26 protein-coding genes are annotated in these 25,343 nt (G+C 47.5%); 25 read left to right on the top strand and 1 reads right to left on the bottom strand.

The window, feature by feature from the left end:
- Window positions 1–7 precede the first annotated feature (7 nt).
- Window positions 8–877, top strand: a complete 870-nt coding sequence (locus CHH60_RS26385; RefSeq protein ID WP_176476218.1) for a sporulation protein YpjB — start codon at window positions 8–10, stop codon at window positions 875–877.
- Between the two features lie 95 nt (window positions 878–972).
- On the opposite strand, the gene CHH60_RS26380 is transcribed toward CHH60_RS26385, so the two are convergent.
- The gene (locus CHH60_RS26380) at window positions 973–1,842 is read right to left on the bottom strand and encodes a YitT family protein (RefSeq protein ID WP_095361910.1); all 870 of its coding nucleotides are present in this window, start codon (window positions 1,840–1,842) and stop codon (window positions 973–975) included.
- Between the two features lie 170 nt (window positions 1,843–2,012).
- Between CHH60_RS26380 and CHH60_RS26375 the strand changes: the two genes are divergently transcribed.
- The 24 genes from CHH60_RS26375 (at window position 2,013) to CHH60_RS26260 (ending at window position 25,339) form a co-directional block, all read left to right on the top strand.
- On the top strand, window positions 2,013–2,342 hold the full coding sequence (locus CHH60_RS26375; protein ID WP_056696770.1) for a nucleotide pyrophosphohydrolase: 330 nt from the start codon (window positions 2,013–2,015) through the stop codon (window positions 2,340–2,342).
- Between the two features lie 51 nt (window positions 2,343–2,393).
- Window positions 2,394–2,918 carry a tetratricopeptide repeat protein gene (locus CHH60_RS26370; RefSeq protein ID WP_095361909.1) on the top strand — a complete coding sequence of 175 codons (525 nt, stop codon included), beginning with the start codon at window positions 2,394–2,396 and terminating at the stop codon, window positions 2,916–2,918.
- A gap of 84 nt (window positions 2,919–3,002) precedes the next feature.
- Window positions 3,003–3,806 (top strand): 4-hydroxy-tetrahydrodipicolinate reductase, encoded by an 804-nt coding sequence (dapB, locus tag CHH60_RS26365; protein WP_095361908.1) that lies wholly within the window; start codon window positions 3,003–3,005, stop codon window positions 3,804–3,806.
- An 11-nt stretch (window positions 3,807–3,817) separates the two neighbouring features.
- Window positions 3,818–4,258, top strand: coding sequence for a methylglyoxal synthase (gene mgsA / locus CHH60_RS26360; RefSeq protein ID WP_095292821.1), 441 nt, complete (start codon window positions 3,818–3,820; stop codon window positions 4,256–4,258).
- On the top strand, window positions 4,255–4,953 hold the full coding sequence (gene bshB1 / locus CHH60_RS26355) for a bacillithiol biosynthesis deacetylase BshB1 (protein WP_095361907.1): 699 nt from the start codon (window positions 4,255–4,257) through the stop codon (window positions 4,951–4,953). The genes mgsA and bshB1 overlap by 4 nt, the downstream gene beginning before the upstream one ends.
- A gap of 101 nt (window positions 4,954–5,054) precedes the next feature.
- A complete protein-coding gene (gene bshA / locus CHH60_RS26350) occupies window positions 5,055–6,215 on the top strand; it encodes an N-acetyl-alpha-D-glucosaminyl L-malate synthase BshA (RefSeq protein WP_095361906.1) in 1,161 nt (386 codons plus the stop codon).
- A gap of 34 nt (window positions 6,216–6,249) precedes the next feature.
- Complete coding sequence (locus CHH60_RS26345) at window positions 6,250–7,581, top strand: CCA tRNA nucleotidyltransferase (RefSeq protein ID WP_095361905.1); 1,332 nt, start codon at window positions 6,250–6,252, stop codon at window positions 7,579–7,581.
- Window positions 7,568–8,545, top strand: coding sequence for a biotin--[acetyl-CoA-carboxylase] ligase (locus tag CHH60_RS26340; RefSeq protein ID WP_095361904.1), 978 nt, complete (start codon window positions 7,568–7,570; stop codon window positions 8,543–8,545). Before CHH60_RS26345 ends, CHH60_RS26340 begins: the two co-directional genes overlap by 14 nt.
- A 334-nt stretch (window positions 8,546–8,879) precedes the next feature.
- Entirely contained in the window at window positions 8,880–9,749 is an 870-nt protein-coding gene (gene panB, locus CHH60_RS26335; RefSeq protein ID WP_095361903.1) for a 3-methyl-2-oxobutanoate hydroxymethyltransferase, read from the top strand.
- Window positions 9,750–9,752: 3 nt separating this feature from the next.
- Window positions 9,753–10,649, top strand: coding sequence for a pantoate--beta-alanine ligase (panC, locus tag CHH60_RS26330; RefSeq protein ID WP_095361902.1), 897 nt, complete (start codon window positions 9,753–9,755; stop codon window positions 10,647–10,649).
- Window positions 10,642–11,025, top strand: a complete 384-nt coding sequence (gene panD, locus CHH60_RS26325) for an aspartate 1-decarboxylase (RefSeq protein ID WP_095292807.1) — start codon at window positions 10,642–10,644, stop codon at window positions 11,023–11,025. Before panC ends, panD begins: the two co-directional genes overlap by 8 nt.
- Window positions 11,026–11,066: 41 nt before the next feature.
- Window positions 11,067–11,744: a tetratricopeptide repeat protein gene (locus CHH60_RS26320; RefSeq protein ID WP_309147212.1), complete on the top strand. Its 678-nt coding sequence runs from the start codon at window positions 11,067–11,069 to the stop codon at window positions 11,742–11,744.
- A 160-nt stretch (window positions 11,745–11,904) separates the two neighbouring features.
- The gene (gene dinG, locus CHH60_RS26315) at window positions 11,905–14,775 is read left to right on the top strand and encodes an ATP-dependent DNA helicase DinG (RefSeq protein ID WP_095361900.1); all 2,871 of its coding nucleotides are present in this window, start codon (window positions 11,905–11,907) and stop codon (window positions 14,773–14,775) included.
- Window positions 14,776–14,963: 188 nt separating this feature from the next.
- Window positions 14,964–15,617, top strand: coding sequence for a redox-sensing transcriptional repressor Rex (locus CHH60_RS26310; protein WP_095292800.1), 654 nt, complete (start codon window positions 14,964–14,966; stop codon window positions 15,615–15,617).
- A complete protein-coding gene (locus tag CHH60_RS26305) occupies window positions 15,604–16,908 on the top strand; it encodes an amidohydrolase (protein WP_095361899.1) in 1,305 nt (434 codons plus the stop codon). The genes CHH60_RS26310 and CHH60_RS26305 overlap by 14 nt, the downstream gene beginning before the upstream one ends.
- Before the next feature lie 45 nt (window positions 16,909–16,953).
- Window positions 16,954–17,484: a hypothetical protein gene (locus CHH60_RS26300; RefSeq protein WP_095361898.1), complete on the top strand. Its 531-nt coding sequence runs from the start codon at window positions 16,954–16,956 to the stop codon at window positions 17,482–17,484.
- Window positions 17,485–17,781: 297 nt separating this feature from the next.
- Window positions 17,782–18,309, top strand: a complete 528-nt coding sequence (locus CHH60_RS26295) for a hypothetical protein (RefSeq protein WP_095292793.1) — start codon at window positions 17,782–17,784, stop codon at window positions 18,307–18,309.
- The gene (locus tag CHH60_RS26290; protein WP_095361897.1) at window positions 18,302–19,804 is read left to right on the top strand and encodes an AAA family ATPase; all 1,503 of its coding nucleotides are present in this window, start codon (window positions 18,302–18,304) and stop codon (window positions 19,802–19,804) included. Before CHH60_RS26295 ends, CHH60_RS26290 begins: the two co-directional genes overlap by 8 nt.
- A 133-nt stretch (window positions 19,805–19,937) precedes the next feature.
- Entirely contained in the window at window positions 19,938–20,810 is an 873-nt protein-coding gene (locus tag CHH60_RS26285; RefSeq protein WP_095361896.1) for a 3-hydroxyacyl-CoA dehydrogenase family protein, read from the top strand.
- Window positions 20,807–22,012, top strand: a complete 1,206-nt coding sequence (locus CHH60_RS26280) for an acetate/propionate family kinase (RefSeq protein ID WP_095361895.1) — start codon at window positions 20,807–20,809, stop codon at window positions 22,010–22,012. Before CHH60_RS26285 ends, CHH60_RS26280 begins: the two co-directional genes overlap by 4 nt.
- 101 nt (window positions 22,013–22,113) lie before the next feature.
- Window positions 22,114–23,409 (top strand): asparagine--tRNA ligase, encoded by a 1,296-nt coding sequence (gene asnS, locus CHH60_RS26275; RefSeq protein ID WP_095361894.1) that lies wholly within the window; start codon window positions 22,114–22,116, stop codon window positions 23,407–23,409.
- 17 nt (window positions 23,410–23,426) lie between these two features.
- On the top strand, window positions 23,427–24,128 hold the full coding sequence (locus CHH60_RS26270) for a DnaD domain-containing protein (RefSeq protein WP_095361893.1): 702 nt from the start codon (window positions 23,427–23,429) through the stop codon (window positions 24,126–24,128).
- Between the two features lie 271 nt (window positions 24,129–24,399).
- Entirely contained in the window at window positions 24,400–24,894 is a 495-nt protein-coding gene (locus CHH60_RS26265; RefSeq protein ID WP_227779808.1) for an RNA polymerase sigma factor, read from the top strand.
- Window positions 24,887–25,339: a hypothetical protein gene (locus CHH60_RS26260; protein ID WP_095361891.1), complete on the top strand. Its 453-nt coding sequence runs from the start codon at window positions 24,887–24,889 to the stop codon at window positions 25,337–25,339. The genes CHH60_RS26265 and CHH60_RS26260 overlap by 8 nt, the downstream gene beginning before the upstream one ends.
- Window positions 25,340–25,343 lie beyond the last annotated feature (4 nt).

Raw genomic sequence — 25,343 nt, 5'->3', positions numbered from 1 at the left:
GATGTCCATGAAGAGAATGTTCTGGAACAAAACCGGATTATGGGTAGTATCGTTCATGGCGCTGTTATTTTGGACGAACTTGTCATACAGTGTATCTGCACAAAGTGAAGGGAACGAAGGGGCAGCGAATCAACAAGCCCTTGTCAACAGTTCCATTCAGCAGCTTAATCAGGAAGCGACATCGCTCTACAGGAATGCCTTGGATCATAATATCGAAGAAGTCAGAAACGGTATTATGCGGATTAGCGAACGGCTGGAGCATATCTCGTTTGAAGGTCAGACAACGGTCGAAGGCATTCATGCCTTATCCGAAACGATTGTTGAAGTAAAACAAGCAGCCGTACGCGTCAAAAGTGATGACACCGGTCTTCAGCAGGCTTCTGCCAAGCTGCGGCTCGCTGCTGATAGTCTTGCGAATCCATCCAAACCCTTATGGCTCCAATATTATAAAATTGTAAAAGACGACCTTCAGGCCATATCCACTGCTGTGAGTCAGCATGAGAAAGCAGCAGCACTCACGAGCCGATATGCTTTGCTTGAGGAACACTATGAAACCATTCGACCGGCAGCGATGATTCGTCGTGAACCCTATGAGATCGCTCAGCTGGACGCCTGGTTATCCCATACCAAAGGGCTGACTGGAGCTAAACAGCCAGATATCACTCAGCTGCAAAGCATGATATCCCAAGGCGAAGAACTGGTCAATCAATTGTTTGGTCGCGAGAAGGATGAGAGTGCCTTTGTTCCATTTGTTCAGGGACCGAACCGGAGAGCGGCAGGATTATTCATCACATCCGTGATTGTGGCGGCACTAACGTATGCAGGATATCGTAAGTATCGTGCACAGCAGCAAGGCATATTTCCATTCCGGCGCTGATCATCAGCTTCAAACCAAAGAACCTCTATACCGCAAGGAAGCCAACTGGATTGTCCTTGGAATAGAGGTTTTTTTGCATATATTTCAGTTGGTTTTCAGGATTCCTTGAAGCCTTCTCCATGGACGTCATGAACATCGCTGATGATAACAAAGGCTCGGGGATCAACAGATCTGACAATGATTTGCAGTCGCCTGAATTCCTGACGTGAAATAACGCAGTAAGCAACATGCTTGGCTTGTTTGGAGTAGGCACCGATGGCAGGAATCAGAGTTACACCGCGGTCCATTTCCCGGGTAATCAGATCAGCAATTTCGGGAGCATGGTCACTAATGATCATGAATGCCCGAGCGGAATAAGCCCCTTCCTGAATGAAGTCAATGACCTTTGAGGCGATAAAGACGGCAACCAGCGTATAGAGTATTTTTTCTTTTGGAATGTAGATTAGTGAAATGCCGATAATAATAAAATCGATACCAAGCAAAATTCGGCCCATGCTCCATCCATATTTTCGATTGAGAATACGTGCAATGATATCTGAACCACCGGTCGTACCGCCTGAGCGGAATACGATACCCAGACCAGCCCCGAGAGTGACACCTGCATAAAGGGCCGCCAGCAGGAGATCATTCTCCGTGTGCAGTGGCTCAATCCATCCAGAGTGAATCATTTTCTCAAACAACCACAGAAACGCTGTAAGGGCACCAATGCCCACCCCTGTATAAACCATCTGCCTGCCGCCCAATATCTTGAGCCCGATCAGAAATAACGGGACGTTGATAACAAGGGTCGTCAGAGAGGGAGAGAGGCCAAACGCATAATTGAGCAGTACGGTAACCCCGGTGACGCCGCCCTCCATTAGTTGGTTAGGGATAATGAAGTACAACAGTCCAAAAGCATACAATGCAGTACCTAGCAGAATAGGGAGAATCAGTTTAATTTGAATCCAGGTTTTGGCAGTGCTCATTAGATCCCTCTCCATATGTAAATTAATGATGAAGCAATACTTGCCATCTTAGTATACCTATTTATTGATTCTTTAAAAATGATTTGTGCCTCAGGATGGTGGAAGTCAAACTAAATAACTGATATATTAGGAACAAATACGACACAATTTCAAAAGGAGAATCCGTTCTCATGGAGAAAAGCATCGCAGAAATGCAGCGCGAGGTTGACCTCTACATTTCCCAGTTCAAAGAAGGCTACTTCAGTCCGCTGGCCATGCTGGCGCGTATGTCGGAAGAGGTGGGAGAACTAGCTCGGGAAGTCAATCACGAGTTCGGTGAAAAGCCGAAGAAGGCTTCTGAAGCAGACAATTCCATTGAGCTGGAGCTTGGGGATATTTTGTTTATCACGATTTGTTTTGCCAACTCGCTTGGGATTGACCTGGCGCAGGCACACGACAAAGTCATGCATAAATTTAATACACGCGATGCAAATCGGTGGACTCCAAAAAACACCGATTAGGCGTAGATTACATATGCTGTACCATCACCCGATTGGGGAGGGACAGCTTGGATGATGAAGCCGGAAGATTATATGCAGCAGGCTTACCGCTGTATTTTGCAAAATGATTTTGAGCAAGCGATCCGTTGGTTTGAATCGGCTATTCTTGCTTACCCGGAACATGCGGAGCTTCACTACCGTTGTTCCATTACACATGCCCGCAGCCAGCACATTGGTCCGGCACTGGAACATGCCCGTAAGGCAGCTGAGCTGTCCGGTGGCACAGAAGAATATGTTCTGCATCTGCAGACATTGGAAGCCAAACAGCTATGTACACAGGCGAAGATTTTGCTGGAACAGGCTGGCAACGGCACACACGAACGTTATGTTTCGGCTGCTGCTCTGCTGAAAGAAGCGGTTAAGCTTGATCCGCTGTCTGTCGAAGCGCATGTGATGCTTGCACTGGCCTATAGCGATTTGAATGAATTTGATCGTGCAATCAAGGCTGTTCGTGATGCGATATCGCTGGATCCGCAGAACGCACAATTGCATCAAATGGACCAACAAATCAAGCAGCGTAAGAATTCTATTCAATAAGAAATTCATTTCATCTGAAGCGAAAGCTGACGAAATGAATTTTATAGTGACTGAACCAACATACAGTGAGGAGATGCAGCCAAGATGAGTGAAGTAATAAGAGTTGCCGTAATCGGAGCGGCTGGCCGAATGGGCCGGGAAGTGGTGAAGCTGGTTCTTCAAGACCCGGAACTGGAGCTTGCTGCCGCGGTTAACCGCTCCGGCGCAGGTATTGATGCCGGAACCCTGGTCGGCCTTCCGGAATGCGGAGTGCTAGTAACCGATGATATCGAAATGGCTTTTGCAGAGACGAAACCGCAGGTCATGGTTGATTTTACAATACCTCAATATGCTTTCGCTCATACAGAACTTGCGATCCGTTATGGAGTCAGACCCGTCATGGGAGTTACCGGCTTCACGACGGAGCAGATAGAACAACTGGACAAGCAGTGTCAGGACAAAGGGATCGGTGGTCTGATTGCCCCGAACTTCTCCATTGGTGCCATTTTGATGATGAGATTCGCGGCACAAGCGGCCAAACATATGCCTAACGTTGAAATCATTGAGTATCATGGGGATCAAAAACTGGATGCGCCTTCAGGAACAGCAATTAAAACGGCTGAGCTGATTGCAGCCAACCGTGAGGAAATCCGTCAGGGCAACCCTAATGAAGAGGAAACCATTGATGGCTCCCGCGGAGGTTATTATAACGGATTCCGGATTCACAGTGTTCGTTTACCAGGCGTATTTGCACAGCAGGAAGTGGTATTTGGCGATTTTGGCCAAACGCTCAAAATTCGTCATGATTCATACGAACGTGCAGGTTACATGCCCGGTGTAAAAATCGGTGTACAGAAGGTTATGGAATATACAGGACTCATCTATGGATTTGATCACTTTATCGACTAAAGGAGATTGTCATGTTGAAAATTGCATTTATTGCCCATGATCGCAAAAAAGAAGAGATGGTAAACTTTGTTACAGCTTATGAACCCGTGTTTACAGACCACCAATTGTATTCGACAGGCACCACCGGACTTCGCATTATGGAAGGAACTTCCTTGAAGATTCACCGGTTTGAATCAGGTCCGCTTGGAGGAGACCAGCAGATTGGTGCTTTAGTAGCGCAGAATGAGATGGATCTAATTATTTTCCTGCGTGATCCGCTGATGGCTCAGCCACACGAACCCGATATTAATGCATTGCTTCGTTTGTGTGATGTACAGGGCATTCCGCTCGCAACCAACATTGCAACGGCTGAAATTCTGGTTAAGGCATTGGATCGCGGCGATTTTGCTTGGAGAGAGCTCGTGCATAAATACAAACCGGAAGCTGGAGTCACAACAGGTGATTCCGAATGAGTCTTGATATTCTGATTTTCGGAGCACACGCAGACGATGCGGAGATTGGTATGGGGGGAACAATCGCCAAACATACTGCAGCGGGATTGAAAGTGGGCGTGTGTGATCTGACAAAAGCAGAAATGTCGTCCAACGGGACTGTAGAGCGCAGAGCCGAGGAAGCGGAGGAAGCCTCCCGCGTCCTCGGTCTTTCGTGTCGAACCAATTTGGGCTTGCCGGATCGTGGTTTATACATAACCCCTCAGCACATACAGGCAGTGACGGCTGAGATTCGAAGGCATGCCCCGAAAATTGTATTTGCACCCTATTGGGAAGATCGTCATCCGGATCATGTCATGTGCAGCAAGCTTGTGCAGGAAGCGGTGTTCAATGCCAAGCTGCGTAATTATATGCCGGACATGCCTGCCACCCAAGTGAAGGAGCTGTATTTTTACTTCATTAACGATATGGGACCAGTGGATTTGATTGTCGATATTACGGAACACTATGAGCAAAAGGAAAAATCGCTGCTCAGTTATCGTTCCCAATTTGAGATAGGGGCAGGAACGGTCTCTACTCCGTTGAATCAGGGGTATATCGAACGCGTAAGAGCTCGGGACTCCTTGCTGGGTCAGCGGAGTTTGATTTCTTTCGCAGAAGGGTTTGCGAGTATTACACCTTATGTCGTTGGGCACTTTGGCGCAGCAGCTAGATAATATGTTGCTGCGCAAGTTCTTACCCTAATATAAATATAAATATAAATTCCGTTGCATTACATCAACTCGCACACGCGGGAGATTAAAGGAGCGTCCACCGGATGGATCAAAAGCTAAAGATTGGTATCACCTGTTATCCGTCCCTCGGAGGGTCTGGCGTTGTCGCAACGGAGCTCGGCAAATTGCTTGCCGAACAGGGTCACCAGGTTCATTTTATTGCGAATAGTATTCCGTTCCGACTGGGTACTTTTCAGAAAAATATTTTTTACCATGAAGTTGAAGTGAATGATTATTATGTATTTCGCTATCCGCCATACGACCTGTCCTTGGCAACCAAGATGGCTCAAGTGGCCAAAACCCAGCAGCTTGATTTGCTGCATGTGCATTATGCAGTTCCCCACGCAGTATGTGCTTTCCTGGCCAAACAGATGGTGGGCGACGATCTGAAGGTTGTCACAACTCTGCATGGTACAGATATTACCGTACTGGCACAGGATGAATCCCTGAAAGATCTCATTCGGCTTGCGATCAACGAGAGTGATGCGGTAACCGCGGTTTCACAGGATTTGATTCGGGAGACGGTTGAACTTCTGGACATTCAACGTCCGATTGATTTGACATATAATTTTATTGATAAACGAATTTATTATCCTCGGGATGCAGCAAGTCTGCGCAGGGATTTTGCGGCTCCAAACGAGAAAATATTGATGCATATCTCCAACTTCCGCCCGGTGAAGCGGACACAGGACGTTGTTGAAGTTTTCCGTCAGGTTCAGGAGCAGGTTCCAGCCAAATTGCTGTTTGTTGGAGAGGGGCCGGATTTGCCTAAAATCCAATGGAAAATTAATGAATTGGGCCTGAATGACAAAGTTCATTTTCTGGGTAAACAGGATGACATTGCACAAGTCATTTCCATGGCAGACATCCTAATGCTTCCTTCGGAAAAAGAGAGCTTCGGACTTGTGGCCCTGGAAGCGATGGCCTGCGGTGTGCCGACCGTTGGATCACAGGCAGGAGGAATTCCTGAACTCGTATTACATGGGAAAACCGGGTTTTTAGCACCGATCGGCGATACACAGTCCATGGCTGAGAACGCCATTCGCTTGTTGACCGACGATCGACTGGCAGCAGATTTCAGAGAAGCCTGTCTTCATAGGGCACATCATGATTTTTGCAATGATGCCATCCGTCATGAATATGAACAAATATACTATCGGGTACTGGGAAGAGAAGTTCCCAATCTAAAACCCGTTTGCGGTTGAACTTCCATTTATTCGATAGAAGCAGCGATACAGAATGATCAAGCAACAGGCAAGCAATGAGGTGATTGGTTTGGTGCAATGGACAAGGGTTGATCTTGAGATGGCTGAGCAGAGTGAACAGGTGCTGCTCAAGTTGAATGAAGAGGGCTATGATGCCTTTTGGGTTGGTGGCTGTGTTCGGGATGAGCTGCTGGGTCGCAATGTAGATGATATGGATATTACAACCTCAGCATCTCCTGAACAAGTGATGGAACTGTTTGCAGACTGTATTCCGACAGGACTTCAGCACGGGACGGTTACTGTACGTTCAGGGGGGTATTACTTCGAAGTCACAACATTCCGTACGGAATCGGAATACAAAGACAATCGAAGACCGTCTGAAGTCCAGTTTGTCAAGGATATCAAAGAAGATCTGCAGCGTCGTGATTTTACGATGAATGCCCTGGCCATGGATAGAAGGGGTACAATCGTTGATCCTTTTGGTGGACAAGTGGATATTCGTGAAGAACGAGTCAGATGTGTGGGCGCAGCGAGTGAGCGGTTCGGTGAGGATGCGCTTCGCATGCTTCGGTGTGTCCGGTTTGCTTCGGTTTTTGACTTCAGCATTGCCTATAACACGTGGAAAGGTCTTATGAAGCAGAGAGACTTGCTGCAACATATTGCCATGGAGCGAGTTCGTACCGAAATGGTGAAGATGATGGCTGGTCCACATCCGCTGCGAGGTTTGGATTTGCTGCTGCACAGTAAAATACTGGAATATATCAAGGCTCCGGTGCAAGGCAGCCGATTCAATAGGAACCTACTACTCCGAATCGGGGAACTGAAAGATCATGATTCCTTACTGCGCTGGTCGCTTCTGCTGATCGCAGGTCAATATAAGAAGGATGAAGCTGACGCTTTACTGCGCAAGTGGACATTTTCCAACGATGATCGTTTGCGCATTACCGGGGTTTTACAGTTTGATGAGTTACTGAAGACGGTTGTTCAGAACCATAAGGATCAATTGTTATTACGATCGGAGTGGATTAGTGCTGAACTGACGTGCGGACGTCAAGCCGCTGCGGATTGGCTCAAGATTCAACTTATTCTCCCCGCTGGCCATCTCCTTTCCGCTTCAGCAGAGGCGTCATACCAAGCGATTCTTGCTAACGCAGCGGAGTGGAGTCGATCCATGCCGGTTCATGAGCTGAAGGAGCTCCATATTACCGGAGAAAATGTTCTAGGACTACTCGAGCGCAAGGGGGGGCCTTGGCTGGGCCGATTGATGAAGCATTTGTTACGTGAAACAGCGATTGGAAATATAGCGAATCAGCATGAAGCGCTGACCGCTGAAGTGAAACGGGTGGCTGCAGATGACCAAGCATGAAGAACTGTTACATATGCTCATGAATGCGGATGGACGATTTGTATCAGGGGAAGAGATCAGCCGGAACCTGTCCATTAGCAGAACAGCAGTCTGGAAACATGTGAACAAGCTGCGCGATCTCGGATACGAATTTGAGGCTGTCTCCCGCAAAGGGTACCGCCTACTTACGAGACCAGACAGTATTGATGCAGCGGGCCTTCAACTGGCTCTGCAAACATCTGTGTTTGGCCGTAAAGCACTCATCCTAGATTCAACCTTGTCTACGCAAGGCGATGTTCAGCAAATGGCCGAACAGGGTCAGGCAGAAGGTGCGGTAGTTCTTGCCGAGGAACAAACAGGTGGACGGGGAAGATTCGGGCGTAAATGGTTCTCACCTCCTGGCAAAGGGATCTGGATGAGCATATTGCTGCGTCCGGAGCAGCCACTGCGGAATACGCCACAGCTGACATTACTGACGGGGGTAGCCGTCTGCCGGGCTATCCGGGCCCATACGGGGGCCGATGCAGGCATCAAATGGCCGAATGACCTTCTGATTAACGGTCGCAAAATGTGTGGCATCCTGCTTGAGTCAGCGGTAGAAGACCATGAACTGCGATACTGCATTGCAGGTATTGGGGTAGATGTGAATTTTGATCTTACGGATTATCCGGAGGATCTGACGTCCATTGCGACTTCAATCAAAGTCGAGACCGGACAGCAGGTGGATCGAACGAAGTTAACTGCTGCCATTTTGAATGAGATGGAACATCTTTACCTTTTGTATCAAAGGGAAGGTTTCGGTGTAATCGCGTCATTGTGGGAAGCTCTCTCCGTCTCGATTCATCGGGAAGTGAAGGTTTCAAACCCGCAGGGAGATATTGAGGGAACAGCCATTGGGTTAGATCCTTCAGGGGCTTTGATTGTAGAGAAGAAAAATGGCGAGCGCATAACCGTTGTATCAGGAGAAATATCATTGATCGATTAAGGAAATTGTCGAATTTCCACTAAGATAATGAACATAACACGTGAAGTTTGGGCTGATCTTTGGTATACTGTGTTCGTGAGGCGATATCGGCTATTGCAGACCGAATTGCACTCCGGCAACAGTATGCCTGATTGGCTTGATCATGAACAGATGCATAGCAAAATGGAAAATGTGTTAAGTGAGTTGTTGGATTCTGCTCTGAGCCGAAGAGGACCGAGACAGAAGGGACGATCGCAAGTGACTCTTTTTTGACTTTTCGGGACTTTTTAGTGGAAAACTAAAAGGTTTTTTTGTTGCGTTCTTAAATGAAAAGTAGAAAGGAGCCATAAAGAAAATGGCTAACAAACAAGCATTGAATATTGTAAAAATGAAAAAATACAAGCAGGATGGCGTGCCGCTCAGCATGATTACGGCTTACGATTATCCCACGGCTCTGCTTGCGGAAGAAGCAGGCATTGACATGATTTTGGTCGGGGATTCGCTCGGCAATGTCGTACTGGGTTATGATTCCACCCTGCCTGTGACGATAGACGATATGGTATATCATACCCGCTCGGTTGTGAGGGGTGCAGGAAGTACATTCATCGTAGCGGATATGCCGTTCATTACCTACCATGGCAGCGTGGATGAAACTCTGAAGGGTGTTCGTCGTTTGATGCAGGAAGGTCATGCGCATGCAGTCAAAATGGAAGGCGGCGTGGAGATTGCGGATACCGTCAAGGCTGTGGTGCAGGCGGGAGTACCGGTTCTGGGACACATCGGACTGACACCGCAATCGGTGAATCAGATCGGGGGATATCGGATCCAGGGTAAGGATGCAGCGGATGCCAGAAGACTAATGGATGAAGCGAAGGCACTCGAAGCAGCGGGAGCCTTCGGGATTGTGCTTGAACTCGTTACCGAAGAAGTGGCAAGAGCTATTTCGGAGGAACTGTCCATTCCCACAATTGGTATTGGAGCTGGACGTGGATGTGACGGTCAGGTTTTGGTATTCCATGATGTGGTTCAGTATGCCTCTCCTTACATGCCGAAACGCTTTGTCAAAACATACGGCGATGTAGGTACTCTGATTCGCAACAGCATTGGAGCTTATGTCAAGGAAGTCAAAGACCGTTCCTTCCCTGCGGAGGAGCATGTATTTACTGCCGCAGACGGCGTTGTAGAGCAGCTGTATGGACATCGCAAAGAAAAAGGTGGAGAGTAACTCATGAAAGTGATTCGGACCATCACAGAGCTTAGACAGGAAATTAGTTTGAAGCGTCAAGCTGCACAATCCAGAGAGTCTATTGTAGGCTTGGTGCCTACAATGGGATATCTTCATGAAGGTCATGCAAGCCTGATGCATGCTGCCAAACAGCAAAGTGATATAGTCGTATTAAGTATTTTTGTAAATCCGATTCAGTTTGGGCCAAATGAAGACTTTGACAGCTACCCTCGGGATGAAGCCAGGGATGTGGAGACGGCGCGTGCGCAGGGAGTGGATATCGTATTTATTCCCTCCGTTGAAGAGATGTATCCACAGCAGACACAAACCACAGTATCGGTGTCGAGTTTGACTGAACGGCTGTGCGGTTCTTCCCGTCCAGGACACTTTGACGGAGTAACAACAGTGGTGTCGAAGCTGTTTAACATTGTGCAGCCACAGCGAGCATTTTTCGGAATGAAAGACGCACAGCAGGTAGCAGTCATCCAGCAAATGGTCAATGATCTGAATATGCCTGTTGAGATTGTTCCATGTCCGATTGTACGGGAGCAGGATGGCTTGGCACTTAGTTCGCGTAATGTCTATTTGAGTGCTGAAGATCGCCTGGAAGCTCTGGTCTTGTCCAAGGCCCTGCGTGCGGCTCAAGAAGCAGTGGATACAAGTGCTGACACCACTGCTGCGGATATACGACGCATTCTGCGGGAGAACATCGGGCGTTCGTCCCGTGCTGTTATTGATTATGCCGAGATTCAGGCTTTTCCGAGTCTGGAGCCGCTTGCTGATCAGGAAAAAGTGCATGGACGAGATGATATCCTGGTTGCGCTGGCTGTGAAATTTGGCAAAACGAGACTGATTGATAATACAAGATTGCAAAGAGCGGAGGTACTGTCCCATGTTTAGAACATTGATGAAATCCAAAATTCACCGTGCCACCGTTACGGAAGCCAACCTGAATTATGTGGGGAGCATTACCATTGATGAAGATCTGATGGAAACGTCTGATCTGATGGAAAATGAAAAAGTACAAATTGTAAACAACAACAATGGTGCGCGGCTCGAGACCTATGTCATTCCCGGACCACGAGGCAGCGGAGTAATCTGTCTGAATGGTGCAGCTGCACGTCTTGTGCAGCCAGGAGACACGGTTATTATTATTTCATATGCAATGATGTCTCAGGAAGAAGCGAATACGCACAAACCTACTGTGGTCTTTGTAGACGGTCAAAACAAACCTGTGCAGACCATGAAGCAGGAAGTTCACGCGACAATTATGTAATCCACTGGTAAGGGGAATGAAATCGGTCCACCTTGCAAAAAATGAGTACAGGTCACGCACTAATCCATTTTTTCAAGGGTGGGGATGCATCGATGTTCCAGCATGTTTTCGCCGAAATGAACGACATGTTAGATGAAATTATCAAGCGCTACCCTTCCGCTGAAGGTCTGAACAAACAGGAACTGCTGCAAAAGTGGAACTTGCTGAAGCGGATGAGTGACGGGATGATTGATGAGTGGCTGATGTTTGAGGAGAAGATGAGTCAGGTCAGGGATTTAGAACAGCCGGTGGCACTCCAACCGGAACAGGAAGCGGTCACTGCTCTGCCTGAAATCCATTTGGAATCATTTAGTCGCGGTCAGGGATACTTCAAGTTACAGATGTATCCACAGGCGATTATGCAGTTCTCACAAATTATTGCCGAATATCCGGATAGTGCACTGACTCGGTACTATCTGGGACTTGCGCATATGAACCTCAATCAAACCGCAGAAGCGGGAAGTCATTTGCGGCTCATTGTGCACCTGAATGGTTCTCCGAGGCTGAAGGGGCTAGCCTGCAATGCGCTGGGCTGCCTCGAAGCGAAGATGGCGAATCCCAAAGGAGCATGTTCCTTGTTTGCTCAGGCACTCCAGCATGACCCGACGTTGACCGAACCGTTGTATAATATGGAAGCCTGCAGGCTGAACAGCGGACAACTGCAATATGGAATAAGCTGACTGTACTTGAACTTCAAGTGCAGAGCAGCAGCATCAAGACGGTGTTTTCTCCTTTAAGACCATGGAGGGAACACCGCCTTTTTTGTCAGTTAATTTTCAAATGCCCGTTTTTTTGCTATGCTGTAACATAGACTGGAATGGAAGGGACTTGTACATTGCAATGAAATTTGCCGTATTGGATTTCGAAACAACCGGCACGCAGTCCGATGGTGAGATTATACAAGCCGGACTTGCCATCATAGATCATGACTACAGCATAACTCAAATATATAGTTCTTATGTAAACCCTGGTGTACCTATTCCTCCGTTTATCACGGGATTAACCGGGATTACTGACGAAGATGTGGCGAACGCTCCTTCACTCGAAGAGATGATGATGGAGATGGTTCCGCTGCTAGACGATGTTGTCCTTGTGGGACACAACGTGGCTTTTGATTTTCATTTCCTTCAGAATGCGCTTGACCGATGCGGCTACTTGCCGTTCACCGGACGTATTCTGGATACCATTGATTTTCTCAAAATTTCATTTCCTTCACTTGGTTCTTATCAATTGGGGTATGTATCTTCTGAATTCGGATTCCAGCATGACCGCCCTCATCAGGCAGACAGTGACGCCCTAGCAACAGCCTATGTGCTCCTGAAGTGTTTGGATGAACTGCGTCAACTGCCATTGATTACGATACAGCGTCTCAGCGACTTGTTTGCACCTGAGGACAGTGATCTGGGCTGGTTCTTCGACGGCATGCGCAGTGAGAAGGAAGCAGAGCCTATACAGGATCTGGATGGACATACGTATTACCGCCAATTGGCCTTGAATGTGAGTGACTGGACCGAGATCGGTGCTCCACGCGATGAACGCGAAGGTAATCCGCTTGAAGGTGTAAGTTTTGAGCAGTATATGGATCAGGTCCGGGCCAATCTGCAGGATACACTGGATCACTATGAAGAACGCGAGGCACAGACACAGATGTTCAGCAGTGTAAGGCAGGCGCTGGACGAAGAAAAGCATTTGTTAATTGAAGCAGGTACAGGTACAGGGAAATCCCTGGGGTACTTGCTGCCGGCGATATATGAAAGTGTGAAGCAGGAACGAAAGGTAATGGTTAGCACCCATACAATCAACTTGCAGGAACAGCTTCGGGAGCGTGATATCCCGCTGCTGACCAAAGTGGTTCCTTTTCCGTTTAAGGCTGCCGTGTTCAAAGGTCGGGGACACTATCTGTGTCTGCGGAAGTTTGAGCACAAGATCAACAAACGTGAGTTTGCTACACCGAAAGAAGATTATTTTACAGCGGCTCAGATGATTGTGTGGCTCACCCAGACAGAGACTGGAGATGACGAGGAGCTGAACCTCAGTGCGCGCGGTGGGGACTTCTGGGAAACTGTACAGAGTGAATCGGAATCCTGTCTGGGACGTTCCTGTCCGTGGTTCAGGAAGTGCTTCTACCACCGGGCGAAGCATGAAGCAGGATTGTCCGATATCGTCATTACGAATCATTCCAAACTGTTTACGGATGTAAAAGCAGCTCATCAGCTGCTCCCTGCTTATGATAGTCTTGTCATTGACGAGGCTCATCATCTCGAGGATGTGGCGGGTAAGCACTTGGGTCTACACATGAAATATTTCACGTTGGTTCATACCCTGACCCGATTGTTTAAGGATAGTCGGAACGGTCAGCTTCCCATGTTGCGTACACAACTGGCGGGTCATGAGAATTCGATGCAGTGGGGCTCAGTCATTGACCAGATGTTCCCGCTTGCTGTTGAAGTCAAAGAGATGTGGGATCGTTTGAGCGATGCCTTGTTTAGCCTGCTGCCTGAGCGGAGTGATGCTTCTCCGGGAGAAACGGGGCAATTTTCCCTCAGACTGAAGCCTTCAATGAAACCGACGAAGTGGCAGGAGCTCCAGGATTACGAAAACCAGATTTATGTCACACTGGGGGACTTGATCCGTAAGGGAGACAAGCTGCTTCTTGAAGTCAAAGAAGACCAGGACGACTATCAATCGGATAGCTTGATCACGGACATTACAGGTCTGCTTAAGGATTTGGCAACGCTCAAAGAAAACCTTCGTTTCTTCATGCGAATGGATGATGCCAAAACGGTATACTGGATGGAGGCAAGCGGCCAATTCCGCAGCAAATCACTGCAGCTCTATGCCGTTCCTGTCGATGTCAGTGCGCAGTTGAAGGACATGTTCTTCGATAAAAAGAAAAGCGTTGTCCTAACTTCCGCTACGCTCTCGGTCGATAAGTCATTCCAGTTCATGATTGAACAGCTTGGCTTGCAGGAGGCAGCCGATAATAACCGTTTGCTGACGTCCATGCTGCCGTCGCCATTCCGGTATAGGGACCAAGCTTTGCTGGTCATCCCTCGTGATTTCCCAAGTGTAAAAGGCAGCGTGGGGGATGCTCACTTTGTCGACATGCTCGTAAGATCTCTGGCCGAAACGGCTATTGCGACAAGGGGCCGTATGATGGTGCTCTTTACTTCATACCGAATGCTGCGCCAGGTCTATGACCCATTAAAAGAAGCACTGTCGGGTAACGATATTTCGCTGCTGGGTCAAGGCGTTGATAGTGGCAGTCGTTCCAAGTTAACCCGCAGGTTCCAGGATGCAAAAGCAACCGTTCTGCTGGGCACCAGCAGTTTCTGGGAAGGGGTGGATATCCCTGGCGAGGCGCTAACCTGTCTGGCCATTGTGAGATTGCCCTTCCAGCCGCCGAACCATCCGCTTGTCGAGGCGAAGAGTGAACTGCTGCAGGAGCAGAAAAAGAATCCGTTTATGAAGCTGTCTGTTCCACAGGCTGTCATCCGTTTCAAGCAGGGATTCGGCAGACTTGTTCGTACAGCCAAGGATCGGGGCATTGTCATCGTTTACGATACGCGGGTGATTGAGTCTTATTACGGAAAGTATTTCCTATATTCATTACCCGGTCCCAAAATGGAACATATGCTGACTGAACAGATGGTTCCACGGATTAGCGAGTGGTTGGAAACACCAGCACAGGATGAAACTACGGCGAATTAAGTATGACGTCGTTGCGTAATAAGGGCTTCTCGCTGTAAACTTTATTAGAGTGTGATTCATTCTTGAAGCACTTTTAACTTTATATTTCATAAGGCATCTTGCATAATTTCATTCGGAGACGAAAACGGTTATGCGGGATGCTACATTTTTATTTATCTATCGTGGCCTTGGTAAGGGGGAGCAATGTAATGAAATCAGATAAAATTTCGGAAGCTGTGGTACGCAGATTGCCTGTTTACTTACGTTATTTGAGTGAACTGCATCAACGTGAGGTAGGCACGGTGTCATCACAGGAACTGGGACTACGACTGGATCTTAATCCTGCCCAGATTCGCAAAGACCTTGCATACTTTGGGGACTTCGGTCGCAAAGGCATTGGATATGACGTATCGTATCTAATCGAAAAAATCCGTCATATCTTGAAAATTGATCAGCAAATCAATGTTGCTCTGGTCGGGGCGGGTAACTTGGGACATGCATTATCCAATTACAATGCCTATCTGAAAGACAACATGAAAATTGTTGCTGTTTTCGATGCATACGGCCCTAAGATCGGCAGTCAGATTAACAGCTTGAAGGTACAGCCCATGAATGAACTAACGGATTCGGTCAAAAAAGATAATATTCGTATTGGCATCATTACCGTTCCGGATACCGAAGCTCAGAACGTAGCCGATCAGCTCGTGGAATCCGGCATTGAAGCGATTCTGAACTTTGCACCAACCATCTTGAAAACACCACCGCACGTCCGTATTCATCATGCTGATTTTACAACGGATCTGCTTAGCCTGGCTTATTATCTGGAGAACGGAAAGGACGACGAGGAAGATGACGACAAATAGATGGGTAATTCATAACGGCAAATTTGCTGTAAATAGTGGTACGGAATGGACTGTAGTTCAAGGATATATGGTCGTTGAAGACGACAAGATTGTGCATATTGGTGAGACACTGCAAGATGGAGATGAGAACCTGCCGAAGGTTGATGGCAAAGGACTGGTCTTTTTGCCGGGTCTGATCAATACGCATGGTCACGCAGCCATGTCGCTTCTGAGAGGTCACGGGGACGATCTGGCCCTGCAAGTATGGCTTCAGGAGAAAATGTGGCCTATGGAGGCTAAAATGACGTCTGAGGACGTGTATTGGGGTACCTCCCTTTCTGTATTAGAAATGCTGAAAGGCGGAACAACGGCATTCCTGGATATGTATGATCATATGGATCAGGTGGCAAAAGTGGTTGAACAATCCGGTATTCGTGCCGCATTGGCACGTGGTGTCATTGGTCTCTGTTCTGAAGAAGAGCAAATGCGCAAACTGCAGGAATCGGCTGCGTTTGCACGCGAGTGGAACGGACAGGCTGGTGGTCGAATTACGACGATCATCTCACCGCATGCGCCGTATACTTGCCCTCCGGATTACATAGAGAAGCTGGTACAGGTTGCACATGATTTGGATCTGCCGCTGCACACCCATATGTCGGAAACCCTTCGCGAAGTCGAACAGAATGTAACGGATTATGGTCTGCGTCCAGTAGCACATTTGGAAAAGCTCGGTTTCTTCTCTCGTCCTTCTCTCGTAGCTCACGCTGTACATTTGAATGATGAGGAGATTGAAATTCTGGCACGCCATGATGTAGCGGTCTCTCACAATCCGGGAAGCAACCTGAAGCTTGCTTCGGGTGTTGCGCGAGTTCCGGATCTGCTGAAAGCTGGAGTAACCGTATCTCTGGGAACAGACGGACCTGCAAGCAACAACAACCTGGATATGTTTGAAGAGATGAGACTGGCTGCTTTGATTCATAAGGGCGTATCCGGTGACCCAACAGCGGTACCAGCGGGGGAAGCGCTGCTGCTCGGAACGGGGTATGGTGCCAAATCCATCTTCCTGAACAATACGGGAGCACTCCAAGTAGGCATGAAGGCTGATTTCATTGCACTAAATATTGAACAAGCACACTTCTATCCGCACACGGATCTGATTTCTCATACCATTTACTCGGCTTCAGCCAAGGATGTGGAGCATGTATGGGTTGACGGCAAACAGCTGGTGAAACATGGTGAATGTCTTACTATGGATGAAGAGCGCATTCTGCGCGAGTCTCAACTTGCATTTGACGGACTGCTCGCCCGTTAATTTCAGAATAGCAGCAGCGTCATAAGGGGAAAGGAAGTTCGGCTTTTGAAAAGAAAAAAGAAATGGATCTGGATCTCGCTGCTCATCCTGGTTTTGATTTTGTTTGGATTACAGCGCTTCTATGTCTATATTACCCAGGACCAGCGCAACGAAGAAGCGCTAGCTATTCAAGCGGCACAGGAGCAGCTCGGGATAACTTCTTATGAGGATCTTCGAAAATACGTTTGGGGTCAAAAGGAAGGCGAAGATAACATTTACTGGACGATGATGGCCAAAAATAAAGATAATCAGGACATCGCTGTCTGGGTAAAATTTGATGCAAGCAATAAACCGGTCACAGGAAGTAATGCTGTGCACAGTGAATTGTTGCAGAACGGGTTATCGGAAGCACAAGTCCGCAATCGATTCAGCTCTGACGTACCGGGCGGAGAGATCAAACGAATTATGCCTGGAGTCGTCAATGGCGTCTATGTATGGCAAGTTTATTACAATGATGATACGCACAACTATTATCGATTCTATCGCTTCAGCAATGGAGAACAGGTTGACTTGGTCTATACGATTCCAAACAGTTAACATATATTCAGAGATTTTTAGGTAAAATCTTCAAAGAACCGGCAGACGGAACCCCGCCTGATCCGGTTTTTTGGCGTATCTCGAAAAATATTCTGGATTTGAATAGTTAAAATTAATAATTTATTCATATTTTCGCCTTCGAAATTGTATATACGATGTGATATACTCAAATATGTATTCAAGGTTACATCAAACAGGAATAAAACCTGTTGGGCACATCACAGGTCATTCGTACACAATTCATATTATGCCTATAAGCTATAGGGATGGGCCAAAAATTTGGGAGGGGAAACTCACTTGAAGCTAAAAGTATTGCCTATTGCTTTAACTGCCGTCATTTCAGCCGTTGTGTTGTTTGGAGGTTGGTTTGTGTATCGTCAGGTGGCCATGCAGAATCCGATTGAAAAAATGGTAACCCAGTATGAAGGGGTTAATGATGTTCAGTTAACTATTAACCGCAATGATGTACAATTGAAACTTGATTTGCAGCCAAATGTAGATTTGGGCAGATTGGTTCAATATATTCAGAAAGAAGGACAGACCCTGATCGGCTCTCGCTCATTGAAACTTGATGTCGTTGATCATTCGAACGAAGCCCTGGAGAACTGGTGGGGCGATGCGATGTTTACCGTTGCTCAGGCGATGGAGAACAAGCAGTATACCGAAATAACACCAACATTATCCAAGATGGCGACCAATGGTATTCAAGTGAATACAGCCATGGATGATAATAACGTATATGTAAGTCTTAGAGACGGAGATGCCAGCAAGTTTATTATTCTGCCGCGTGTACCCGGCCAGATAGGAGTGTGGCCTAATGCCTAAATGGACGAAGGAAGTTGCCATTGGTTTTGTCCCCGTGTTGATTATCTTTCTTGCTTTTATTGGTGTGAATATCTTTCCGATTCTGATCGCAGCAGCGGTTGTGGGCGGATTGCTGCTTATGATGCAGATGCGTGGAGGCATTACGGTTGGAGCGGGTCAGGAACGTAAGCGCAAGAAAAAAGGACCATCCAAACTGACGTTTGAGGAAATTGGCGGCCAGGATAGTGCCAAGCAGGAGCTGCGGGAAGCTCTTGATTTTCTCATCAAACATGAAGAAATTCAGAAGTTCGGTATTCGTCCATTGAAGGGGATCCTGCTTACGGGCCCTCCGGGAACAGGGAAAACCCTGATGGCCAAAGCGGCTGCACATTATACCGATTCCGTATTCGTTGCCGCTTCAGGCAGTGAGTTTGTAGAAATGTACGTCGGCGTAGGTGCAGGAAGAATCCGTGATTTGTTTCGTGATGCTAGAACACGTGCAGCCAAAGAAAACAAAGAGAACGCCATTATCTTTATCGATGAGATTGATGTTATTGGTGGTAAACGTGAAGGCGGTCAACAGCGTGAGTATGACCAGACGCTCAATCAGCTGTTGACGGAAATGGACGGAATTTATACATCCGATACACCTCGCATTCTCGTAATTGCGGCAACAAACCGTAAGGAAATGCTGGACAGCGCCTTAACTCGTCCGGGACGTTTTGACCGTCATATCCAGGTGGACCTTCCTGACAAGAAGGGCAGAAAACATATTTTAGAGCTCCATGCGGTAAATAAACCTCTTATGGAAGGGGTAAGCCTGGAGAAAACAGCAGAGGAATCCTACGGCTTCTCAGGTGCCCAGCTGGAAAGTGTCATGAATGAAGCAGCAATCTATGCCATGAGAGATGGACTGCTCAACATTGAACAGCGCCACTTGTCTCTGGCGATTGATAAAGTCATGATGGGTGAGAAGACAGATCGTGAATCCAGTGTCGAAGAGAAAAAACGGGTCGCCATTCATGAATTGGGACATGCCATCATGGCAGAGCTCGTACGTCCTGGCAGCGTTAGCCAGGTTGCTCTCAGCCCGCGTGGACAGGCACTCGGTTATGTGCGTCACAATCCGCAGCAGGAGCAATTCCTTTACACCAAGCGTTTTCTGGAAGAACAGATCATGATTGCACTTGGCGGTGCAGCAGCTGAAGAAATGTACTATGGTGGTCGCAGTACCGGTTCACGCAATGACTTTGAACAGGCGACCAATGTTGTACAGACCATGATGGCTTCGGGTCTGACCTCGCTTGGTATTGTCAACATGGATATGGTTACAACAGAAGAGCTCATGCGCGAAAATAAAATGATATTGCAGGATCTGATGGATCAGACCAAACGTCTGCTCGAAGAACAACGGACAATATTCGACAATTCATTGGATACGCTGATGAGAGAAGAAGTTTTGTCTGGGGAGCAATTTCGTTGTCAATTTCGTGACAGCGCCCTTTTACCGGCATAATTTATTTATGCCGGTTATTTTTTTTTACTTTTCACTCGTGCTAAGATATTATTATATGTTGGGTCGAAATTTGTAATTTTCGGCGAACAGGGTACAATAGAGAAATAGAGAACCGAAAGGATGGAGCAGAACCATGTTTTTTAAAAAAATAGGAGTTGTCGGCGGCGGCACCATGGGACAAGGCATTTCCCAAATGCTTGCAGCCAAAGGACTTGATGTGCTTCTGGTGGAGCACACGGCGGAGAAGCTTAACCATGCATATGACATGATTGAAACAAACCTCGATAAGCAATTAGAGAAATGGGCTATTACCAAAGCCGAGAAAAAATTGATTTTATCCCGTATTACCAAAGTAGCTCATCTGGCAGAACTGGGATCTTGCGATATGGTTATCGAAACGATCTCGGAAGACCTGGAAGCCAAAAAGGCGGTATTTAGCCAATTGGATCAAGTTTGCCCAAGCAACGTTATTCTTGCAAGTAACACATCCACGCTGAGTTTGACCGAGCTTGCAAGCTCGACCAAATACCCAGAGCGTGTTATTGGTATGCACTTTATTCACCCGGTTTCCCGGGTTGACCTTGTAGAAATTATTCGTGGTTTGAAAACATCCGATTCCACTTTCGAGGAAACAAGAAGATTTGTGGAAGAGGTTGTAGACAAAAAAGGTGTAATGATCTACGAATCACCGGGATTTGTTACGTCCAGACTGATCTGCCTGTTGATCAATGAAGCTCTTCATGTCCTTCAAGAGGGCGTGGCTTCTGCTGAAGATATCGATGATGCAATGCGTATCGGATACAACTTCCAACATGGCCCACTTGAAATGGCTGACCGTTTTGGATTAGATTCCGTTGAAGCTGCACTGGAAAGAATGTTCCGTGAATTCGGAGAGCTGAAATATCGTCCTTCTACCGTATTGAAGAAAATGGTACGTGCAGGACATCTCGGAGTTAAGACGGGCGAAGGATTCTTCAAGTACGACAAGGATGGTGACCGGCTGTGAAAATACTCGTAATCAACGCGGGGAGCTCCTCGCTTAAATATCAATTGTATGACATGACGGATGAGTCCGTACTCGCTAAAGGACTGGTTGAACGGATCGGGATGGATTCCTCCATTCTTACGCACAAACCGACTGGCCGTGAGGATGTTACAGAAGTCAGTGAAATTCTGGAGCATACAACGGCAATTCGTAAAGTTATCGATATTTTGACAGATAAAGAAAATGGCGTGCTCGGTTCAGTCGATGAGATTCAGGCTGTTGGACACCGTGTCGTTCACGGCGGGGAAGCCTTCAAGGAATCCGCACTGGTTGACGATGCAGCGAAGGCTGAAATTCGCCGCTTGTTCGATTTGGCACCACTTCACAACCCAGCAGCAATGATGGGTATTCGTGCGGCTGAACTCAATATGCCAGGTGTACCTCAGGTCATGGTATTTGATACAGCATTCCATCAGACGATGCCTGAGAAAGCATATCTCTATGCGATTCCGCGTGTACTGTACAAAAAATACAAAGTGCGTCGTTACGGTGCCCATGGTACTTCCCATGACTACGTAAGCAAGACTGCAGCTGAATATTTAGGCCGTCCAGTAGAAGATCTTAAAATCATCACTTGCCACGTGGGTAACGGTGGTAGCGTAACGGCAGTAAAAGGTGGCGTATCCGTGGATACATCCATGGGTATGACTCCGCTTGAAGGTCTGATGATGGGAACGCGCAGTGGTGACCTTGACCCGGCCATCGTACCTTACGTAATGAACAAGGAAGAACTGAGCGTAAGCGAAGTGAACTCCATGTTGAACAAACATAGCGGACTGCTTGCCATCTCCGGCATCAGCAGTGACATGCGTGAGATTACGGAAGGAATGGAGAACGGTGATGCGAACTCCACCCTTGCATTCGAAATGTACGAATATCGTTTGCGTAAATACATCGGTTCGTATGCGGCAGCAATGAACGGTGTGGACGTGATTGTATTTACAGCAGGTGTGGGCGAGAACTCCGTCGTTCTTCGTCAAAAAGTATGCGAACAGCTTACTTACCTGGGTGTGGAAGTGGATGAAGCTCTCAATGCCATCCGTTCCGGCGAACCACGCCGAATCACAACAGCAAACTCCAAGGTTGAGGTTCTCGTTGTACCTACCAATGAAGAATTGGTGATTGCACGTGATACACACCGAATCGTATTGAATTCTAAGTAATCTAATTGTAAAGTGAATATAGCATGTCAAGGAAGTGCAGGGGACAGGCGAACGCCTGCCCGCTGCATTTTCAAATTTAGGAACCAAGGGGAGATATGGGCATGAGTACGGATTGTGTAATTCGTAATGTGAATGAGCATGTGGGCGAAACCGTGAAGATCGGTGCCTGGATTAATAACAAACGTTCCAGCGGCAAAATTCAATTTTTGCAGCTGCGCGATGGAACCGGATATATTCAAGGGGTTGTCGTAAAGAGTGAAGTTAGCGAAGAGGTATGGAATGATGCCAAAAGCCTCACGCAAGAAAGTTCCTTGTATGTAACAGGAATTATTCGTGAAGAACCGCGCAGCGCATCCGGATATGAAATGACGGTTACGGGCGTGGAGATCATTCATTTGACTGAAAACTATCCGATTACACCGAAAGAGCATGGTGTGGACTTCTTGATGGATCATCGTCATCTATGGCTGCGTTCTACGAAGCAGCGTGCTGTTATGGTGATTCGTGCAGAGATCATCCGTGCAGTTCAGCAGTTTTTTGATGGTAACGGATTCACTCAGGTTGACCCTCCAATTCTGACACCTTCATCCGCTGAGGGAACCACCAACCTGTTCCACATCAAATACTTTGATGAGGATGCTTATCTTACTCAAAGTGGCCAATTGTATATGGAAGCTGCGGCAATGGCGCTGGGTAAAGTATATTCCTTCGGACCAACATTCCGTGCCGAAAAATCCAAAACTCGCCGCCATCTGATCGAGTTCTGGATGATTGAGCCGGAAATGGCATTTGTGGATCACGAAGAAAGTTTGCGAGTACAAGAGAAGTTCATTGCACACGTGGTTCAGTCTGTCGTGAAAAACAGCCGTGCCGAACTGGAATCCATCGGGCGTGACGTATCCAAACTGGAAGGGATCGTAGCTCCATTCCCGCGTATTACGTATGATGAGGCGATTGAGTTCTTGAATGGACAAGGCTTCGATATTCCTTGGGGTGAAGATTTCGGTGCTCCTCACGAGACAGCGATTGCGGAGAAGTATAATACGCCTGTATTTATTACGCATTACCCGGCTGGCATCAAGGCATTTTACATGAAACCGGACCCGAATCGTCCAGAAGTGGTTCTCTGCGCTGACATGATCGCACCAGAGGGTTACGGTGAAATCATTGGCGGATCTCAACGTATCGATGATCCCGAGTTGATGCAGCAACGCTTTGAAGAGCACAAGTTGTCGGACGAAGCATATCAATGGTACCTGGATCTGCGTAAATACGGATCAGTACCTCACTCGGGATTCGGTCTGGGATTGGAGCGGACAGTAGCATGGATCTGCGGGTTGGATCATGTACGTGAGACAATTGCATTCCCGCGTATGCTCTACCGTCTGTACCCTTAATGATTAATCGCGAGTCTATGGAAGAAACCGGCTCCAAAGCGTGGCTCAGTGGCGTAGCTTACGGGTTAACATCTGGGACAGCACAGCTCCCGTATGCTTTGTTGCGTTTTTATCACCAACTCGGATTATCAGATGCCGAAGTGCTTTTGCTGATTCAATTGCTCGGCTACCGTCAGGCAGAATTCAATGAGTTTCCTACCCTGGAAGAGCTGGCGGGACGAATGGGACTTGCCCCCGAAGGCATTGCCCGAATGCTCCAACGGTTGATGAGGGATGGGTATATATCTATTGATGAGCATCGGGACGAAGAGCGGGATATTCAGTATGAGCGTTACGATTTGCATGGATTGTATGCGAAACTCGCAACATGTGTTGCTGAAGATACAGCAGCCGCAAGGCAGCAGCAAATGAGCATGACAGCACGTCCTAATTCGAACAGTGTTCAAATAGAAGAGGAAGAACGTAATATGTTTTCCATCTTCGAGAAAGAATTTGGTCGCCCGCTTTCACCCATGGAATGCGAAACGATCTCCAGCTGGCTGGATCAGGACCGTTATCAGGAAGAACTGATATTGATGGCCCTGAAGGAGGCGGTATTTGCCGGTAAAGTACATTTCCGCTATATTGACCGCATTTTGCTGGAGTGGAGCCGCAACCGGGTGAAGAATGTTCAGGACGCGAAGGCATACACGCAGCGTTTTCGCAGCGGTGGACGCTAGTCTGAGTGCAAAGGAAAATCAAGGAACAGGCCAGAAACATTCTGAGCCTGTTTTTTGATGCTCGAAGGAAATAAGGATGTCTACAATGAAGTGATTGATGAACTCATCATCTATTCAGGCACTGTTATGATAAGAATTTTTAAAAAATTCAAATAAATACGCAGGGGCAGCCCAGAACGTTGTCGTCTATTGTAGTGGAGAGGAGGGGAGAGTCATTGATGAAGCGCGCTTAATCGAACAAATCCGTCAAGGGGATGCATCCAAGTTTCGCTTGTTGATCGATAAGTACAGCCAGCATGTATATCATGTGGCATATTCCGTACTCAGGAACGATCAGGAGGCGCAGGATGCAGCTCAGGAGGCGTTCATTCAGATGTATAAATCTCTCCCCGAGTACCGTTCCGAAGGCTTCAAAACATGGCTTACCCGAATTGCCTTTCACAAAGCCATTGATGCAAAACGCAAGTTAGGCCGGCGAAGCAGTGAAGATCTGGGTGGAGAAGAACGAATAATCAACCTGCCTGGAAGCGAGGAAGATATTTTGGCCCGGCTCGTTCGGGAAGAGCGCAAGGAAACCCTGCGTGAACGAATTAATCAACTGCCTGCCCAGCATAGGGACATTATTACTGCGTATTATTTAAGCGAAAAAAATTATGAGCAGATCGCACATGATGCCCAGGTGGCTGTCAAAACCGTGGAATCCCGTTTGTACCGTGCCCGGCAGTGGATCAGAAGTCATTGGAAGGAGGATGAGTGGCGTGAGTAAAAACGAGATGTACAGTGTGCAGGACTGGACGGATTATATTGAAGGACGAGTTACCGGTGACCAAGCTGTAAACATGGAAAGGTTTATCATTGAAGATCCGGAAGCCCTGGATAACTATCTGGAAGCGATGGGGATTCATCAAACATGGCCACAACTGGAGGACCCGACCCACTTTGCGGATTCCATCATGGAGCGCATTACGGATCTGAACCAGTCAGGAAGCAAGCGCAAATCACGTTCAGGCCGAAGCAGACGCTGGCTGGAGCACAAGGTTTTTCATTATGCTGTAGCGGCTTGCCTGACGCTAATCTTTCTCTCCTCCGGAGTGTTTGATAAGGTAGCGCCCTATCACAAGTTCAATGACGGCGAGCAGCGGGGATCTTTTACACAAAAATGGACGGAAGCCGCCACCAATTGGCTGGATAACTTCAAGCCTAAACCATAAATCA

It is taken from the genome of Paenibacillus sp. 7523-1 (assembly GCF_002276415.1).
Lineage (GTDB): Bacteria > Bacillota > Bacilli > Paenibacillales > Paenibacillaceae > Paenibacillus > Paenibacillus illinoisensis_A.
The sequence above is the reverse complement of the archived record's forward strand: the minus strand, read 5'-3'. Positions and strand labels throughout refer to the sequence as shown.